Raw genomic sequence first — 16,431 nt, forward strand, 5'->3', positions numbered from 1 at the left:
CTCGTTGGCTCCGTCCTGTCTGTGACATGTCTCACAGCAGCTCCCGGTTGTGCTCTGGTTGCATCACTTGGGCTGCGCGGTCAAAGCGTCACTATGCAAGGCAGTCCGTGCCTTGCCGCGATACAAGCCGGAACAAAGGCTGGTTGAAGCTCGCCGGATCAGGCGGAGGGAACTTCCACATTGTCGATCAGCCTGGTCTTGCCAAGCCAGGCCGCGGCGAGCAGCCGGCCGTCGCGGCCGAGCCGCCACGGGGCAAGCGTCAGGCCCTCACGCGCCGCGACATAGTCGACCTTGTCGAACCCGGCCTTGACCAGCGCGCGGCTGGCCTCGGCAATTGCGCTGTCTTCATTCGCGCCGGCCGCAAGCGCCGCCGCCGCCCTACGCAATATGGCGTTGAGCTGGCGCGCCACTTCGAGCTCGGCGTCGCCGAGATAGGCGTTGCGCGACGACATGGCGAGGCCATGCGCATCGCGCACCGTCGGCGCGCCGACGATTTCCACCGGCAGGTCGAGGTCGCGGCAGAGCTGCCGGACCACGCAAAGCTGCTGGTAGTCCTTTTCGCCGAAGATCGCGCAGTCGGGCGACGCCTGCAGGAAGAGCTTTGCCACGACAGTCGCGACGCCGTCGAAGAAGGTCGGCCGGAAATCCGACTCCAGCCCGGCGGCAGGTCCGCCGACCGAGATTTTCGTGGTGAAACCGGCTGGATACATCTGCTTCACATCGGGCGTGAAGGCGAGCTGCGCGCCGGCTTGCCGTAGCCGCTCGAGATCGCGGGCGAGCTGGCGCGGATATTTGTCGAGGTCTTCGCTCGGCGCGAACTGCGTCGGATTGATGAAGATCGAAACCACGCAGCGATCGGCCTTTTCGAGGGCGATCTCGACCAGCGAGATGTGGCCGTCATGCAGCGCCCCCATGGTCGGCACCATCGCAATGCTGAGGCCGTCGCGACGCCAGTCGCGGATTTGCGCGCGAAGGGTGGTCACGCTGTCGACGACGAGGGGCCGGCTCATGCTTTGTCCAACGTATCGTTCTTGTCGGTAGCGGCGGGAAAGACATGGCCCGGACCGGGAAACGTTCGGTTTCGCACCTCCGCCGCATAGCTGGCGGCGGCACCAGAGATGACGCTGCGCAGATCGGCATATTGCTTGACGAATTTCGGCACGCGGTCGACGGTCAAGCCCACCATGTCGTCGATGACCAGGATCTGGCCGTCACAGTCGCTGCTGGCGCCGATACCGATGGTAGGGATGGAGATGTGCCGGGTGAGGTCGGCGGCGACAGTCTCGACAGTGCCTTCGATGACCACCGAGAACGCGCCGGCCTTTTCGACCGCGTCCGCATCGCGAAAAAGCGCTGCCACGTTGTCCTCGCTGCGGCCCTTGATCTTGTAGCCGCCGTCGCTTTCCACCGATTGCGGCAGCAAGCCGATATGACCCATCACCGGAATGCCGGCCGCAACGATCGCTGCGATCTGCCGGGCAACAGCGACGCCGCCCTCCAGCTTGACGGCCTGGCAGCCGGTCTCCTTGACGATCCGCCGCGCCGAGGCAACGGCTTGACGCGGCGTTGCCTCATAGCTTCCGGCCGGCATGTCGACCACCACGCAGGCCTTGGCCGAGCCCCGCATCACCGCCTGACCATGGGCGATCATCATCTCCAGCGAGGCGCCGAGCGTGGTCTTGTGGCCATGCAGGACCATGGCGACGCTGTCGCCGACCAGAAGCAGGTCGACATGGTCGTCGAGCAGGCGCGCGACCGGATAGGTGTAGGCGGTGAGGCAGACGATCGGTACGCCGCCCTTGCGCTGGCGAATGGAACCGGCGCTGATCCGCTGATCCGCGTCGGATGCGTCTGGGGCCAAGCTTCATCTCCCTCAAGACCAGTCAACCATGTGCCCGCACGGGCGCGCGCAGAGCTTTAGGGAGGCGAAACAAGCTTGGCAAGCATCGTCCGGCCGGCGCGAAAGCGCCGTAAGCGGCGTTCTCGATGAGATGCGCAGCGAATTGCCTGGTTGGTCGCGAATCTTCGGCTTCTGCGGCGAATCCACGCGACAAAATTTCATCTAAAATTTAGGGGCGTCCACCATCACCCTCGGCGCGATGAAGAAGCTCTTGCGTGATAATGGTTATACATGCCGTCGATACCGCTGCCGTTCGTCATTTCGCTTGTTCTGCTCCTTATTCTCGTGCGGATGATCCGGCAGGGACAGGGAAAGCTCGGGCTCTTTCCGCTGCTCGTGACCGCCTTCGCCGTTCAGGCGACTGTGTCAGGATTGAACTGGAACGTCGGTTGGCATCCGGCACGCTTCATCCAGCCGATCCTCGCCGCTGTCCTGCCCGCGCTTTCCTTCGCCGCTTTCGATCAGCTTCGTCGCAAGAATTTGGCGAAACCCTCAGACCTGTGGCCGCATTTAATACCGGCGAGCCTCGTCGCGGTTCTCGTCGCCTTCTGGCGTGCGCCAATCGACATTGTTCTTTTCGCGATCGATCTCGGATACGGTCTCGCGCTCTTGCGAGTTGCGCGGCAAGGCCCGAGCGCGCTTGCGGCCGTGCGTCTCAGTGACGAGTGGACCGCGCATAAGGCGCTCGTCGCGGTCGCGCTTCTTCTCATTATCACCGCCTTTGTCGATGTAGCGGTATCGCTTGATCTCTCTTTTGGTGATGGGCAGCAGGCACCAATGCTCCTGACCGCTGCGAGCGTTCTGTGGTTGGCGGTCGCCGGTTACGCCGCAACGGTCGCGGACGACACTCGCCCTGACACGAAATTCAAAGCTACGGAGGAGGGTCTCGCATTCGTCACCTTCGAGCCACTGCCTTCACACTCTTACTCCTCGCCGGTCAGCGAGGATCTTTCCGAGGCGGACGAGGTCGTTATACGCCGGATTGATGCACTGATGTCCGAGCAGCATCTTTATCGCGATCCGGACCTGACGCTGGACCGTCTTGCACGGCGCGCCGGAATGCATGCGCGACAGATTTCTGGAGCAATCAACCGGGTTCATGGCCGCAACGTTTCCCAAGTTGTAAATGAATACCGGGTCGGCGATGCGCGGCGGCGGCTGGTCTCGACACGCGATCCGGTGACGATCATCATGCTGGAATCGGGTTTTGGCACGAAGTCGAACTTCAACCGCGAGTTCCAGCGCGTCACGGGCATGACACCCAGCGCCTACCGCCGGGTTGGCGGCGAAACGTCCGCGGCGCCCGAAGCGCAAGACGGGTCACCTGTCGCCTCGTAATCCTGCACCCAGGGGCTGAATTCATCGCGCGAAACGACCTTGATCGCGATCTCGGACGTCCAAGATCGCGTTCGAGGGCGAACCAGCCTGGATTCCGGTCAATCTTGGGGCCTGAACGCTCAAGCTCATTCTTATCGGCAAATATCCGAACTCCGGTACGAGGATTGACAGCGTGACGATGATGACGAGCGCAAGAGGAAAACAATGAAGTTCTTGATGAATGTCCTGGCCATGCTTTGGACCGTCGCGTCTTCGACGTTGGCGGTGCAACAGCCAGCCGTCGCCAGCGACAATGTCGGTGTGCGTCAGATTGCGGCTTTCTCCAGAGAGCGCGGGATCGATCTCGACGTGACCGTTTGGTATCCGGCATCTTCGGGTGGCAAATCGGTTATGCTTGGTGAGAGCATGTTTTTTGTGGGAACGCCCGCCATGCTCGGTGCCCCAATCTCAGATGGAAAATTTCCTCTTATATTGCTGTCCCATGGCGCGGGCCTGGCAGGAAACGCGCAAGCCCTGAGCTGGATTGCGATGCCATTGGCGAAGCAGGGGTTCGTCGTGGCGGCCCCTACCCATCCCGGAAATACAGGCGCAAACCGATCTGCGACGGAAACGATGAAGCTTTGGCTGAGACCTGCGGATATCACCGAGACGTTGAATGCGATGGACAAAGACTCTTTTTTCGAAGAGCACCTCGAACATGACAAGGTAGGTACTCTCGGGCTTTCCATGGGCGGAAGCACAGCCTTGGCGATAGCTGGCGCCCGCATCGATGCAAAACGCTTGGCGGGCTATTGCGATACGGACGCTCTCAACCCTTCTCTCTGTGGATGGGTCAGGCAAAGCGGCGTTGATCTTCACGCCATGGATTTGACATCGGCCGGCCGCGACAATGAAGATACGCGTATAAGATTTGCCATGGCGATTGATCCTGCACCCGTCGATGTCTTCGAATTCAACAGCTTTTCCCGGATCTCAATTCCTGTTGAACTCGTAAATCTAGGTCAACCAGGGAAAATCCCCCTGACCGCGCAGGCCGCCAAAATTGCCAAAGCCATTCCGAATGCCACTTATTCCACAATCGGAGATGCGAGCCATTACAGCATGTTTGCCGAGTGCAAACCTGGTGCGCCTGAACTTGCCGAAGCTGAAAAGATTGGCGATCCAATTTGTATGGATGGCGGAGGCCGCACACGGCGCGAAATCCATACGGAACTGATCGACATGGTCACTTCCGCCTTCAGTCGAGCATTGAAGGCAAGCCCTTAAACATCGACTGTCCCGTATGCGTCCGCATCGTTTGCTGACGACCATTTGTACGGCACCTCAGGCAAAAGTCTTGCCTTCGCGATGACCTGACGCCATAAGCAGGCGACGGGCGCCCGCCGCGAGGATTTGATGAAAACTTTCCTTCTGCAGTTTTTCACCTGGTGGAACGGCCAGACGCTGGGGACACGCTTCCACACCTGGCGGCATGGCAAGGAAGTCGGGCAGGACGAGGCCGGCAACGTCTACTACGAGGGCGGTGTCGATTCGGAAGGCCGCACGCGCCGCTGGGTTATCTACCGCAACTATTCGGAAGCCTCGGAGATCCCGCCGGGCTGGCATGGCTGGATCCATCATCGCGTCGACGTTGCGCCGCCGAGCGAAAGCTACAAGCCACGCGATTGGCAGAAATCGCATCAGCCGAACCTCACCGGCAGCCCCGCCGCCTATCGCCCCAAGGGTTCGGTGCTGACCAATCAGCACCGCCCGCAGGTGACGGGCGACTACGACGCCTGGACGCCGGGGCCATAACCCTCGTCAACGCGGATCGATCCTTTGTCGCCACAATTGGCGTTTAGCTGCTTGCTGATCTCACCGCAGCAACTAGCCTTGGCGATCGACAGAATCACCCGGGCGCAAACCACCGGTATCCCCGCATGAGCATTTTTGGCCGAATCCCGATGGGTGCACTGACGGCGACAACTGTCGCTTTTGGTGCTTTTGGCGTGGCCGCCGCGCAGACTCCCGCGGCGCCGGAGGCACCGGCACCGCCCGCGGCATCGGATCGCATCACCAATCCCGTCGCCGAGTTCGCCGGCATCGACAAGATCACCGGCCGCATCATCACCTTCGATGTCTATATCGATGAGACGGTGCAGTTCGGCGCTTTGCAGGTAACGCCGCGCGTCTGCTACTCGCGGCCGCAGGACGAACAGCCAAAGACCGATTCCTTCGTCGAGGTCGACGAGATCACGCTCGACCGCAAGATCCGCCGCATCTTTACCGGCTGGATGTTTGCCGAAAGCCCCGGCCTCAATGCCGTCGAGCACGCCGTCTACGACGTCTGGCTGAAGGGCTGCAAGCAGAAGTCGGAGGTGCCGGCGCCCGACGCGGCCAAGGCCGATACACCGAAGTCCGACGGTGCCAAACCGGACGCCAGCAAGACGAATTGATCGTTCCGGAACTCGACCTGATCGGCACGACGGTTGCAGCCGCTCGACATACAGTAGTTCCCGTCAGGGAAAAAACACAGCCTCACCCTTCAGCGCCTCGGCCAGCATCTTCTCATATCTGCCGCGCGGCACGTCCACCGCGCCGAAGCGCTTGAGGTGCTCGGTGGTGAACTGCGTATCAAGCAGCGCGAAGCCGCGCGCCTTCAACCGCTCGACCAGGCGCACGAGGCAGGCCTTCGAGGCGTCCGTTTCCCTGGCGAACATGCTTTCGCCAAAGAACACCCGGCCGAGCGAGACGCCGTAGAGGCCGCCGACCAGCCGGTCCTCGCGCCAGGCCTCGACCGAATGGCAATGACCCATGCGATGGAGCTCGACATAGGCTTCGCGGATCGGCGCATTGATCCAGGTCGAACGGCGCTCCTCGCGCCTCTCTGCGCAGCCGTCGATCGTCGCCTCGAAATCGAAATCGAAACGGATGTCGAACAAGTTTCGCCGCAGCGTCTTGCTCAGGCTCTTCGGCGTATGGAAACCGTCGAGCGGGATGATGCCGCGCGTCTCCGGCCGCACCCAGAACACTTCCGGGTCGCTGGCGCTTTCGGCCATCGGGAAGACGCCCGAGGCGTAGGCCTTGAGCAGAAGATCTGTCGGGATGCGATAGCCTGGCGCGTAGGGACGGGTCATCGCGTCATCATACTAGAAGTTGATGGCTATTCCTCTTTGGCCAGGTATTTTTCCAGCCAGTGGATGTCGTAGTCGCCATTGGCGATGTCGGCGTTGCCGACCAGGTCACGAAACAGCGGCAGCGTCGTCTTGATGCCATCAACGACAAATTCGTCGAGCGCGCGGCGCAGCCGCATCATGCATTCGACGCGGTTGCGGCCGTGCACGATCAGCTTGCCGATCAGGCTGTCATAGTAAGGCGGGATCTTGTAGCCGGAATAGACGCCGGAATCGACGCGAATGCCGAGACCGCCCGGCGTGTGGAAATGCGTGATCGTGCCGGGCGAGGGGGTGAAGGTGCGCGGATCCTCGGCATTGATGCGGCATTCGATGGCGTGGCCGTTGAACTTGATGTCCTCCTGCCTCACCGAAAGCCCGCCGCCCGAGGCGACGCGGATCTGCTCGTGCACCAGGTCGATGCCGGTGATCGCTTCCGTCACCGGATGCTCGACCTGCAGGCGGGTATTCATCTCGATGAAATAGAACTCGCCGTTTTCGTAGAGGAATTCGATGGTGCCGGCGCCGGAATAACCGAGATCGGCGATGGCCTTGGCGCAGACGCCGCCAATATGCGCGCGCTCCTCGGCATTGAGCGCCGGCGAGGGCGCCTCTTCCCAAACCTTCTGGTGGCGGCGTTGCAGCGAGCAGTCGCGCTCGCCGAAATGCACGCCGCGGCCGGCGCCGTCGCCGAACACCTGCACCTCGATGTGGCGCGGCTTTTCCAGGTATTTCTCGATATAGACGGCGTCGTCGCCGAAGGCAGCACCCGCTTCCGAGCGGGCCGTCTGCAACGCGATTTCAAGCTCGGCCTCGCTGCGCGCCACCTTCATGCCGCGTCCACCGCCGCCGGCCGAAGCCTTGATGATTACGGGATAGCCGATCTCGGCGGCGATGCGCCTCGCTTCCTTTTCCTCGGTGACCGCGCCGTCGGAGCCGGGCACAACCGGAATGCCAAGGCGTTTTGCCGTGCGCTTGGCCTCGATCTTGTCGCCCATGATGCGGATATGGTCGCCGGTCGGGCCGATGAAGGTGATGTTGTGCGCCGCGAGGATGTCGGCAAACTTGGCATTTTCCGACAGGAAGCCATAGCCCGGATGCACGGCATCGGCGCCGGTGATCTCGCAGGCCGCGACGATCTGGTGGATGTTGAGATAGCTGTCGCGCGACGGCGGCGGGCCGATGCAAACGCTCTCGTCGGCGAGCCTGACATGCATGGCGTCGGCGTCGGCGGTCGAATGCACCACCACCGTCTGGATGCCGAGCTCCTTGCAGGCGCGCAGCACCCTCAGGGCAATTTCGCCGCGATTGGCGATGAGGATTTTCTGGAACATGTCTCGCCTGTTCCCGGCTCTACTCGATCACGACGAGCGGCATGCCATATTCGACCGGCTGCGCATCCTCGAACAGGATCGCCGTCACCGTGCCGCCGCGAGGCGAGGGGATCTGGTTCATCGTCTTCATCGCCTCGATGATCAGCAGCGTCTGGCCTTCCTTGACCGTCTGGCCGACCTCGATGAACGGCTTGGCGTCGGGCGACGGCGCCAGATAGGCGGTGCCGACCATGGGCGAGGCCACCGCGTTCTTGGATATTTCGGCTGCCGCCGGTCCGGCCGCGGGCTGCGCCGCCGCCGGCGCATAAGCGGGCTGCGGCGCGGCAATCGCGTGCACGGCCGGCGCCTGTCGCGACACGCGCACCTTCAAGTCGCCCAGCTCGACCTCGATCTCGGTGAGGTTGGTGTCGTTCAGTATGCCCGCCAGATCGCGGATCAGCTGCTGGTCAACACCGGTCTTCTTTATCGACATTTTCGAGCCTTCTGTTTGTTGGCCGGTCATAGGCGTGCGGCCAGCGCCTGCAGCGCCAGCGTGTAGCCGAGCGGCCCGAACCCGCAGATCATGCCGACGGCGACCGGCGAGACCATGGAGACGTGGCGGAATGGTTCCCGCGCATGGATGTTGGAAAGATGAACTTCGGCGACGGGCAATGGTGCTACGGCGCGGATGGCGTCGTGAATGGCGATCGAAGTGTGGCTGTAGGCGCCCGGATTGATGACGATGCCGGCGGCCTTGTCGCCGGCTTCCTGAATCCAGTCGACGAGATCGCCCTCATGGTTCGACTGGCGGAAATCGATGTCAAATCCCAACGCCGCGCCCGCCTGCTTGCAATCTTCAGCGATCGCGGCAAGCGTCTTGCCGCCATAGATGCCCGGCTCGCGCTTGCCGAGCGCGTTGAGGTTGGGACCGTTCAGGACGAAAACAGTTTTCAAGAATGCCGACCTTTCCCGGCACCGGCCTCAAGCCAGCGCACTGGGCCTCTATAATGGGCTTAGACGCCTGCGAAAAGAGCGCAAGTGCGTTCTTTCGCTGTCCACAACAGGCGGGAAATGGCCTGCGGCGAAAACCGGTGTCGATCAGAGTGCGGCCTTGGCAGCTTCGATCTTCTTCGCCAAGACTTCCTTGCCGAGCGCTCCGAACACCACCTCGTTGCCGACCACATAGGACGGCGTTCCGGTGATGGCCAGCTTGTTGGCAAGGTCAAGGGTCTTGGAGATGGCTTCAGCGATCGACGGGTCCTTCATCTTCTCGCGCAATTTCGCTTCGTCGGCGCCGAGCGAAAGCGCCACCTTGATGGCCGTGGCCTCGGTGGCGCGCCCCTGGCCGCCGAGAAGTGCGTTGTGGAACTCGCCATATTTCTCCGGATACATCAGATGGAAGGCCATCGAGACGACGCTTGCCTTTTGTGAATCCGGGCCGAGGATCGGGAATTCCTTGAGCACGAAGCGCAGGTCCGGATCGGCTTTCGTCAGCGCCCGCATGTCCTCGATGGCGCGTTTGCAGAAGCCGCAATTGTAGTCGTAGAACTCGACGATGGTGACCTTGCCGTTCGGGTTGCCGACGACGCCGTCGAAGGCCGAGTTGAAGATCTGGTCCTTGGCATTCTCGATGACGCCGAGACTGGCGATGCGCTGCTCTTCCTTCTGCTTGGCCTCAAGCGCGTCCTGGACCTCAAGCAGCACTTCCGGGTTCTTCAGGAGATAGTCGCGGATGATGCCCTCGACTTCGGCACGGTCGATCTTGGTATCGCCGGACACCGCTTGGGCCAGTAGAGCCGTATCGGCCTTTGCCGTCTGCGGATTTCCGGCCACGAATCCGAAAGCCAGCATGGCGAGAGCAACCGCCACTCCTGTGGTGCCGAGCAGAATTGCCTTTTTCATCATCCGTAATCCTCTTGCCTGGTTTTCCGGTCGGATTGGTTCAACTCGATTGGTCTGACTACCGGCTGGCCTGACTATATGTCGCCACACATTGCCGGAAGGTTCACTTTTTCTTGCCTGGCGGCGCGTAGTTTATGATGTCCTGCGCGCGAAGCCAGCCCGGCTCGCCGCGCTTCAACTTTTGTTGCGCGCGCATGGCGAAGATCTTCGCATTCCTGTAGTCGCCGGAGTAGAAATGGCCTTCCGCGGTGGCAAGATCGGCGGCCGGGATTTTGCCGAGCTCGCCATTGGCCTGTGCCAGATAGCGGTAGCCCGCGACGTTTTCACGATCGCGCCCGAGCCCCTTGTTGATTTGCACCACCGCCTTCTCCAGCGAATCCGGCGTGCCGATGGCCATCAGCGCCTGCCCGTAGGAGACCGGCAGCAATCCGGATCGCGCCGGATCGAGGCTGACTGCCTTGGCATAGGCTTCCGAAGCATCCTTCGGCTTGTTCGCCTTCATCAGGATGTCGCCGCGTAACTCCTGGAAATAGGGGTTCTTCGGCTGCGCCTTGATCAGTGCATTGGTCTTGCCGAGCGCGGCAGCCAGATTGCCATAGAGATAGGTCGTCTGCGCAAGGCCATATTGCGAGGCAAGGCTGCCGGGGTTCTTGCGCATCAGCCGCACCGCGGCGGCCTGGCCCCCCATATAGGCGGCGATCTTGATGCGCATCATGTCGTGCCGCTGCTGCAGCGCCGGAGGGTCGACCTTGTCGACATAGGGGCTCTGCTTCACCAGGACTTCGAGATTGGCGATACGCTCCCGCGGCATCGGATGGCTGATCCGGTAGGGATCGACCTGCGCGCCGGACAGCGAGAGCGCGCTCTGGAAGCGGCCGAACGTCTTCAGCATGCCCATGCCGGACTGGCCGGTAGCGTTGAGATAGGTGATTGCCGAGCGGTCGGCGGTCATCTCTTCGGTACGCTGATAGGCAAGGATGCTGCGTTGCGCCATCTCGCCACCGCCCGCCGCGACGCCCATGCCAGCGCCGGCGAGGCCGCGGCTGTTGGTCGTGGCGCCGGCGACGATGGCACCGGCGCCAAGCAGCGTCGCGATGATGGCCATCGTCTTGGCGCGTTCGAGTTGCTCGCGCAATTTCTGCTGGTGACCGCCGGCGATGTGGCCGGCTTCATGCGCAATGACGCCAATGATCTCGTTGGGCGTTTCGGCTTCCATCAAGGCGCCGGTGTTGATGAACAGACGACGCCCGGCGACGAAAGCGTTGAAACTCTGATCGTTGACCAGGACAATGTCGATGGCATCGTTTGACAGGCCCGCCGCCTTGAAGATCGGCCGCGCATAGTCGCGCACCAGGGCCTCGATCTCGGCATCGCGCACGACCGGCACGTTTTGCGCGAAGGCATTGACCGAGCCGGCAACGGCGACCATCGCGGCAAGCCAAAGCGTCGCGAAGACGCGCGCTGCCCTGGCAATCGTCAATCTGGGTCGGCTCAACATGACAGGTCCACTGGTAGACGAGCGGGCGAAGGATGAAAAGTCGGCACCGAAAACTTACTGAACTTGTGATCCTCACATCAATCGGGCATTTGTGCGGCGCGGCCGCCAGGGCCGGCGGCTTCGGGCGGCATGATGTGAGGTCAAATGGTTGTTTCGCTTTCACGCCGCGGCGAGGTCGAGCCGTTCCACGCCATGGACATTCTGGCGGAGGCGAATCGGCTGAAGGCCTCCGGCATTCCCGTCGTTTCCATGGCCGTTGGCCAGCCGTCCGACCCGGCGCCGGCCGGAGTGAGGCAAGCAGCAGCTCACGCCTTGAAGATGGGGCTCATCGGCTATACCGATGCACTGGGTCTGCCCAGCCTGCGCAAGGCAATCGCCGAGCACTATGCGGATCACTACGGCCTTGATGTTCCCGCTAGCCGGATCGCCGTCACCACCGGATCGTCGGCAGCCTTCAACCTCGCCTTCCTGGCAATGTTCGATCCGGGCGACCGCGTCGCCATCGCCGCACCTGGCTATCCGGCCTATCGCAACATCATGGCGGCGCTCGGCATCGAGATCGTCGAGATCGAGCTTGACGGCGCCGCCTATCTTCATGCCGGGCGCTTGAAGGCCGCGCACCGTGAGAAGCCGCTGAAGGGCGTTCTGTTCGCCAGCCCGGCCAATCCGACCGGTGCGGTTATCCCTGCCAATGAGCTGTCGGCACTGGTCAAGACAGCGCAAGAGCTGGGCATCGCCGTGATCTCCGACGAGATCTATCACCGGTTGGCCTATACCGCGCCAGACACGACGGCGCTCGCCCATGGCCCGGATGTGACGGTGATCAATTCCTTTTCGAAATACTATTGCATGACCGGTTGGCGCATCGGCTGGATGGTGCTGCCGGAAGAATTGGTGCGGCCGGTCGAGCGCATCGCCCAGAGCCTTTACATCTCGCCGCCGGAGCTTTCGCAGATCGCTGCGATCGAGGCGTTCAAGGCGACCGGGGAATTGGAGGTGGTGAAGGCGCGCTATGCAGGCAATCGCGAGCTTCTGATGAAGCGTCTGCCCGAACTCGGCTTTGCGCTGGCGGCGCCGATGGACGGCGCCTTCTATGCGTTTTGCGATGTCACCAGGCATACCAACGACAGCATGGTTTTCGCGCGCAGGATGCTGGCCGAGGCGCATGTGGCGGCGACGCCAGGCCGTGATTTCGATCCGCTCCAGGGCCATCGAACCATGCGCTTTTCCTATGCCGGCAGCCACGACGACATGATCGAGGCGCTGGCGCGCATCGAGTGCTGGCTGAAGTAGCGAGGACGCCAATGCCGGAACTCGAGCAGGCCTTGGCCGAAGTCGCCGTCGAAATGGCGGCACGGACGGATCGTGGCGAGGTCGCGACTTACATCCCGCAACTCGGCAAGGTCGATCCGAAAAAATTCGGCATCGCCGCCGTGACGAATGATGGTCGCGTGCTGATGGCAGGCGATGCCGATGAGCCTTTTTCCATCCAGAGCATCTCCAAGGTGTTCACGCTGACGCTGGCGCTGGGCAATGTCGGCGATGCGCTGTGGCGGCGTGTCGGGCGCGAGCCTTCGGGCAATCCGTTCAACTCGATCGTCCAGCTCGAGCATGAGAACGGCATTCCGCGCAATCCGTTCATCAATGCCTGCGCCATCGTCATTTCCGACATTCTGCTCGCCGGCCATCAGCCGCGCGAGGCGATCGGCGAGATCCTGCGCTTCATCCAGTTCCTGGCCGATGACGACACTGTTGTCATCGACCGCGAGGTCGCTGCCTCCGAACGCGCCACCGGCTACCGTAATTTCGCGCTTGCCAACTACATGAGATCCTTCGGCAATCTCCATCATGCGCCCGAGCTGGCGCTGGGCGTCTATTTCCATCACTGCGCCATCGCCATGAGCTGCCGGCAGCTGGCGCTGGCCGGCCGTTTCCTCGCCAATGGCGGCAAGAACCCGGCGACCGGGCATTCCGTCGTGTCGGCCGAGCGCGCCCGCCGCATTGGCGCGATGATGCTGACCTGCGGCCACTATGACGGCTCGGGCGACTTTGCCTTCCGCGTCGGCATCCCGGCAAGAGCGGTGTAGGCGGCGGCATATTGGGGATAGTGCCGGGCGTCGCCTCGCTTGCCGTGTGGTCGCCCGGCCTCAACGCCAATGGCAATTCCAAGCTGGGCTCGATCGCGCTGGAAAGGCTGGCCAGAATGATGAACTGGTCGATCTTCGCGCCGTAAGACAGAAAAATCCCGCGCCTTTTTTCGAGAAGACGCGGGATTCTTTGGTCAGAAAATCATTCCAAACAACTGAAAAGCTTAGAAAAAGCCCTTCCGTTGCCACCAGCCGGCACGCTTCGGCTTGTCCTCGGTCTTGGCTTCGTCGGCGACGGTCGAGGAGACGACCGGCACAACCGGAGCATCCACCGGCGCGGGCTTGCGCCGCGACGGACGGGCCTTCGGTGTTTCGTCGGCAGCCACCACGGCCATTTCTTCCGAAACGGGCGCGGGGGGCTCGGCCGGAGCGGCCGGCGCGGCATCGGCTACCGTCTCGGCGACGATTTCCGCGGCCGCCTTCTTCGGCTTGGCGGCGCGACGCGGCTTCTTCGGCTTCTCCGCGCTCGGCGCGTCGTCATTGGCCGGAGCAAGGATCGCAAGCTCTTCGACCGGTGTTGCAGCGACCGGTTCGATTGCCGCAGGCTCGCTTTCCGGGGCGTCGGCCTCGGAAGCGACCGCTGCTTCGCCGGCGCTCGCCTCGGTCGCGTCTTCGCCGTCTTCGCGGCGATTGCGCTTGCCACCGCGCTTGCCACGCCGGCGCTTCTTGCCTTGGCCGTCATCCGAAGCTTCCGCCGCATCGATGACGCCGACCGGTGCTTCCCGGTCCGCTTCGGCACTTTCATCGCGTTCGTCGCCAGCATGTTCATCACTTGCCGCTTCGGCGGCGCCAGCCGCCGGCGTCGAGATGGAAGCACCTTCCACCGGCGCGCCATGCTCGCGGTCGCGGTCCTTGCCGCCACGCCGTCTGCGCCGCTTGCGGCGCTTGCGATCGCGGCCTTCGCCATCCTCACTGGGCCTTGGCTGCTGCGACTGCTGGCCGTGACGCGGCTGCTCCGCTTGTACGGGAGCCTCGTCCTCCTCCTCGATGACGATTTCGTCCTCGGGCTCTTCCGGCTCGACATAGGTGGGCAGGCTGCGCGTCTCGACGAAGCCCTCCGGCTTTTCGGCCAGCGCGCCGCGGAAGATCGCGTAATGCTGGGCGCCGACCGTGTCGTCGGCCTCCATGGTGATGGTCAGGCCGAAGCGGCTTTCGAGTTCGACCAGTGTGCCGCGCTTGTGGTTGAGCACGTAGAGCGCGGTCGCCGCCGGCGTCCGCACCGTGATGTGGCTGCGTGAATCCTTGAGCAGGAATTCCTCGATCGCCCGCACCACCATCAGCGCCACGGATGAATCGGAGCGCACATGACCGGTGCCGCCGCAATGCGGACAGGGCTTCATCGTCGATTCCAGCACGCTGGCGCGGATGCGCTGACGCGACATCTCCATCAGGCCGAAATGCGAGATGCGGCCGACCTGGATGCGGGCGCGATCGTTCTTGAGGTGATCCTTCAGCCGCTTCTCGACGGAGCGGTTGTTGCGGTTCTCCTCCATGTCGATGAAGTCGATGACGATCAGGCCGGCAAGGTCGCGCAGCCGAAGCTGGCGGGCGACTTCCTCGGCCGCTTCCAGATTGGTGTGAAGCGCGGTATCCTCGATCGAGTGCTCCTTGGTCGAGCGGCCCGAATTGACGTCGATGGCGACCAGCGCTTCGGTCTGGTTGATGATGATGTAGCCGCCGCTCTTCAGCGTCACCTGCGGCTGCAGCATGCGGTCGAGCTGTGCCTCGATGCCATTGCGCACGAAGATCGGCGTCGTGTCGCGGAACGGCTGCACGACCTTGGCGTGGCTCGGCATCAGCATGCGCATGAAGTCCTTGGCCTCGCGGTAGCCTTCGTCGCCGGAAACCAGGATCTCGTCGATGTCCTTGTTGTAGAGGTCGCGCACCGAGCGCTTGATCAGGCTGCCTTCCTCATAGACCAGGGCAGGGGCCGTGGACTGCAGCGTCAGATTGCGGACGTTTTCCCAAAGCCGCATCAGATATTCGTAGTCGCGCTTGATCTCGGCCTTGGTGCGGCTTTCGCCGGCGGTGCGCAGGATGACGCCCATGCCTTGCGGCACTTCGAGATCGGCGACGACTTCCTTCAGCCGCTTGCGGTCCACCGCGCTGGTGATCTTGCGCGAAATGCCGCCGCCGCGCGCCGTGTTCGGCATCAGCACGGAATAGCGGCCGGCAAGCGACAGATATGTGGTAAGTGCGGCGCCCTTGTTGCCGCGCTCTTCCTTGACGACCTGCACCAGCAGTATCTGCCGGCGCTTGATCACTTCCTGGATCTTATATTGGCGGCGCACCGGCTTGCGGCGGTTGCGCACTTCCTCCAGCGCATCCTCGGCGCCGACCGACTCGACCTCATGGTCATCCGGATGCGAGGACTGCACCTCTTCCAGCATGCCGCGATCATTGTCGGTCGAGGTGGCTTCGCCGGCGGGCTCCGCCTGCGGCACGGCTTCGGAGATCACATCCGCTTCGATGCTGGCGGCGATGGAATTGGGTCCGCCTTCGGTAGAGGTCTCATCGTCGGCGACGTCCTCGCCGTGAGCCACTACATCCTCGCCACGGTCGGCAACGTCCTCGCCATGATCCGCGCTATCAGGCGCGGTGGTACCATGTTCGGGGGCGGCGTCGACGTTTTCCGCGACTACATCCTCGTGGCTCTCATTATGATCGCCGCTTTCATTGGAATCGGCAGAATCGGCCGTGCTTGCGTCGCGCTTGTGCTCGCCGCGGTCACGGCTCTTGCCGCCACGCCGGCGGCCGCGCCGGCCGCGCTCGCGGCTCTGGCGGTCTTCGCCTTCGCCGTCCTCTTCGTCCTCGTCCTCGGCCTCCTGCGCTTCCGCGCGCAGCAGCGCCTGACGGTCGGCGACCGGGATCTGGTAGTAGTCGGGGTGAATTTCACTGAAGGCGAGAAAACCGTGACGGTTGCCGCCATATTCGACAAAGGCTGCCTGAAGGGAGGGTTCGACGCGAGTTACGCGGGCGAGGTAGATGTTTCCTTTGAGCTGCTTCTTGTCCTGGGATTCAAAGTCGAATTCTTCGATACGGTTACCGCGAACGACGACAACACGTGTTTCCTCCGGGTGGGAGGCGTCTATCAGCATTTTGTTGGGCATTATTTCGTTTCCCGCCGGCAGCCGTCATCGCTTGCAGCTTGCGGGGAAAAGCCCTTCGCTGCGGGTGAACA

At 62.7% G+C, this 16,431-nt stretch carries 14 protein-coding genes and 1 pseudogene; 6 read left to right on the top strand and 9 right to left on the bottom strand.

Annotated features, from left to right (window positions below):
* Positions 1-158: 158 nt before the first annotated feature.
* The gene (gene panC, locus MESS2_RS16780; RefSeq protein ID WP_008875583.1) at positions 159-1,010 is read right to left on the bottom strand and encodes a pantoate--beta-alanine ligase; all 852 of its coding nucleotides are present in this window, start codon (positions 1,008-1,010) and stop codon (positions 159-161) included.
* Positions 1,007-1,861, bottom strand: a complete 855-nt coding sequence (gene panB / locus MESS2_RS16785) for a 3-methyl-2-oxobutanoate hydroxymethyltransferase (protein WP_008875584.1) — start codon at positions 1,859-1,861, stop codon at positions 1,007-1,009. The genes panC and panB overlap by 4 nt, the downstream gene beginning before the upstream one ends.
* A gap of 270 nt (positions 1,862-2,131) precedes the next feature.
* Here panB and MESS2_RS16790 point away from each other — a divergent pair, with 270 nt between their 5' ends.
* The 4 genes from MESS2_RS16790 to MESS2_RS16805 all read left to right on the top strand — a co-directional run bounded on the left by MESS2_RS16790 (position 2,132) and on the right by MESS2_RS16805 (position 5,673).
* On the top strand, positions 2,132-3,238 hold the full coding sequence (locus tag MESS2_RS16790; protein ID WP_008875585.1) for a helix-turn-helix domain-containing protein: 1,107 nt from the start codon (positions 2,132-2,134) through the stop codon (positions 3,236-3,238).
* A gap of 204 nt (positions 3,239-3,442) precedes the next feature.
* A complete protein-coding gene (locus MESS2_RS16795) occupies positions 3,443-4,504 on the top strand; it encodes an alpha/beta hydrolase family protein (protein WP_008875586.1) in 1,062 nt (353 codons plus the stop codon).
* A gap of 129 nt (positions 4,505-4,633) precedes the next feature.
* On the top strand, positions 4,634-5,032 hold the full coding sequence (locus tag MESS2_RS16800; RefSeq protein WP_008875587.1) for an NADH:ubiquinone oxidoreductase subunit NDUFA12: 399 nt from the start codon (positions 4,634-4,636) through the stop codon (positions 5,030-5,032).
* A 125-nt stretch (positions 5,033-5,157) separates the two neighbouring features.
* Positions 5,158-5,673 (top strand): DUF2155 domain-containing protein, encoded by a 516-nt coding sequence (locus tag MESS2_RS16805; RefSeq protein WP_040593315.1) that lies wholly within the window; start codon positions 5,158-5,160, stop codon positions 5,671-5,673.
* 63 nt (positions 5,674-5,736) lie between these two features.
* Here the strand turns inward: MESS2_RS16805 and aat are convergent, their stop codons facing one another.
* From aat to MESS2_RS16835, 6 genes are all read right to left on the bottom strand, one after another.
* The gene (gene aat, locus MESS2_RS16810; RefSeq protein ID WP_008875589.1) at positions 5,737-6,354 is read right to left on the bottom strand and encodes a leucyl/phenylalanyl-tRNA--protein transferase; all 618 of its coding nucleotides are present in this window, start codon (positions 6,352-6,354) and stop codon (positions 5,737-5,739) included.
* Between the two features lie 26 nt (positions 6,355-6,380).
* Positions 6,381-7,724, bottom strand: a complete 1,344-nt coding sequence (gene accC / locus MESS2_RS16815; protein ID WP_008875590.1) for an acetyl-CoA carboxylase biotin carboxylase subunit — start codon at positions 7,722-7,724, stop codon at positions 6,381-6,383.
* Positions 7,725-7,743: 19 nt separating this feature from the next.
* On the bottom strand, positions 7,744-8,196 hold the full coding sequence (gene accB / locus MESS2_RS16820; RefSeq protein WP_008875591.1) for an acetyl-CoA carboxylase biotin carboxyl carrier protein: 453 nt from the start codon (positions 8,194-8,196) through the stop codon (positions 7,744-7,746).
* Between the two features lie 26 nt (positions 8,197-8,222).
* Positions 8,223-8,657: a type II 3-dehydroquinate dehydratase gene (gene aroQ, locus MESS2_RS16825; RefSeq protein ID WP_008875592.1), complete on the bottom strand. Its 435-nt coding sequence runs from the start codon at positions 8,655-8,657 to the stop codon at positions 8,223-8,225.
* A gap of 144 nt (positions 8,658-8,801) precedes the next feature.
* The gene (locus MESS2_RS16830; RefSeq protein ID WP_040593352.1) at positions 8,802-9,605 is read right to left on the bottom strand and encodes a DsbA family protein; all 804 of its coding nucleotides are present in this window, start codon (positions 9,603-9,605) and stop codon (positions 8,802-8,804) included.
* A gap of 103 nt (positions 9,606-9,708) precedes the next feature.
* Positions 9,709-11,103 carry a M48 family metalloprotease gene (locus MESS2_RS16835; RefSeq protein ID WP_008875594.1) on the bottom strand — a complete coding sequence of 465 codons (1,395 nt, stop codon included), beginning with the start codon at positions 11,101-11,103 and terminating at the stop codon, positions 9,709-9,711.
* Between the two features lie 144 nt (positions 11,104-11,247).
* Here MESS2_RS16835 and MESS2_RS16840 point away from each other — a divergent pair, with 144 nt between their 5' ends.
* Together MESS2_RS16840 and MESS2_RS16845 are read left to right on the top strand one after the other, a co-directional pair.
* Positions 11,248-12,396: a pyridoxal phosphate-dependent aminotransferase gene (locus MESS2_RS16840; RefSeq protein ID WP_008875595.1), complete on the top strand. Its 1,149-nt coding sequence runs from the start codon at positions 11,248-11,250 to the stop codon at positions 12,394-12,396.
* Between the two features lie 11 nt (positions 12,397-12,407).
* Positions 12,408-13,336, top strand: a pseudogene (locus tag MESS2_RS16845) (glutaminase).
* Positions 13,337-13,414: 78 nt separating this feature from the next.
* Here the strand turns inward: MESS2_RS16845 and MESS2_RS16850 are convergent.
* Positions 13,415-16,360 (bottom strand): Rne/Rng family ribonuclease, encoded by a 2,946-nt coding sequence (locus MESS2_RS16850; protein WP_008875596.1) that lies wholly within the window; start codon positions 16,358-16,360, stop codon positions 13,415-13,417.
* Positions 16,361-16,431 lie beyond the last annotated feature (71 nt).

It is taken from the genome of Mesorhizobium metallidurans STM 2683, from assembly GCF_000350085.1.
GTDB classification, from domain to species: Bacteria; Pseudomonadota; Alphaproteobacteria; order Rhizobiales; family Rhizobiaceae; genus Mesorhizobium; species Mesorhizobium metallidurans.

What these genes read in the sequence shown, in the direction of transcription:
- panC (WP_008875583.1), bottom strand. Translation starts at nt 1,010, where the DNA reads ATGAGCCGGCCCCTCGTCGTCGACAGCGTGACCACCCTTCGCGCGCAA.
- MESS2_RS16790 (WP_008875585.1), top strand. Translation starts at nt 2,132, where the DNA reads ATGCCGTCGATACCGCTGCCGTTCGTCATTTCGCTTGTTCTGCTCCTT.
- MESS2_RS16795 (WP_008875586.1), top strand. Translation starts at nt 3,443, where the DNA reads ATGAAGTTCTTGATGAATGTCCTGGCCATGCTTTGGACCGTCGCGTCT.
- MESS2_RS16800 (WP_008875587.1), top strand. Translation starts at nt 4,634, where the DNA reads ATGAAAACTTTCCTTCTGCAGTTTTTCACCTGGTGGAACGGCCAGACG.
- MESS2_RS16805 (WP_040593315.1), top strand. Translation starts at nt 5,158, where the DNA reads ATGAGCATTTTTGGCCGAATCCCGATGGGTGCACTGACGGCGACAACT.
- aat (WP_008875589.1), bottom strand. Translation starts at nt 6,354, where the DNA reads ATGACCCGTCCCTACGCGCCAGGCTATCGCATCCCGACAGATCTTCTG.
- accC (WP_008875590.1), bottom strand. Translation starts at nt 7,724, where the DNA reads ATGTTCCAGAAAATCCTCATCGCCAATCGCGGCGAAATTGCCCTGAGG.
- accB (WP_008875591.1), bottom strand. Translation starts at nt 8,196, where the DNA reads ATGTCGATAAAGAAGACCGGTGTTGACCAGCAGCTGATCCGCGATCTG.
- MESS2_RS16830 (WP_040593352.1), bottom strand. Translation starts at nt 9,605, where the DNA reads ATGAAAAAGGCAATTCTGCTCGGCACCACAGGAGTGGCGGTTGCTCTC.
- MESS2_RS16835 (WP_008875594.1), bottom strand. Translation starts at nt 11,103, where the DNA reads ATGTTGAGCCGACCCAGATTGACGATTGCCAGGGCAGCGCGCGTCTTC.
- MESS2_RS16840 (WP_008875595.1), top strand. Translation starts at nt 11,248, where the DNA reads ATGGTTGTTTCGCTTTCACGCCGCGGCGAGGTCGAGCCGTTCCACGCC.
- MESS2_RS16850 (WP_008875596.1), bottom strand. Translation starts at nt 16,360, where the DNA reads ATGCCCAACAAAATGCTGATAGACGCCTCCCACCCGGAGGAAACACGT.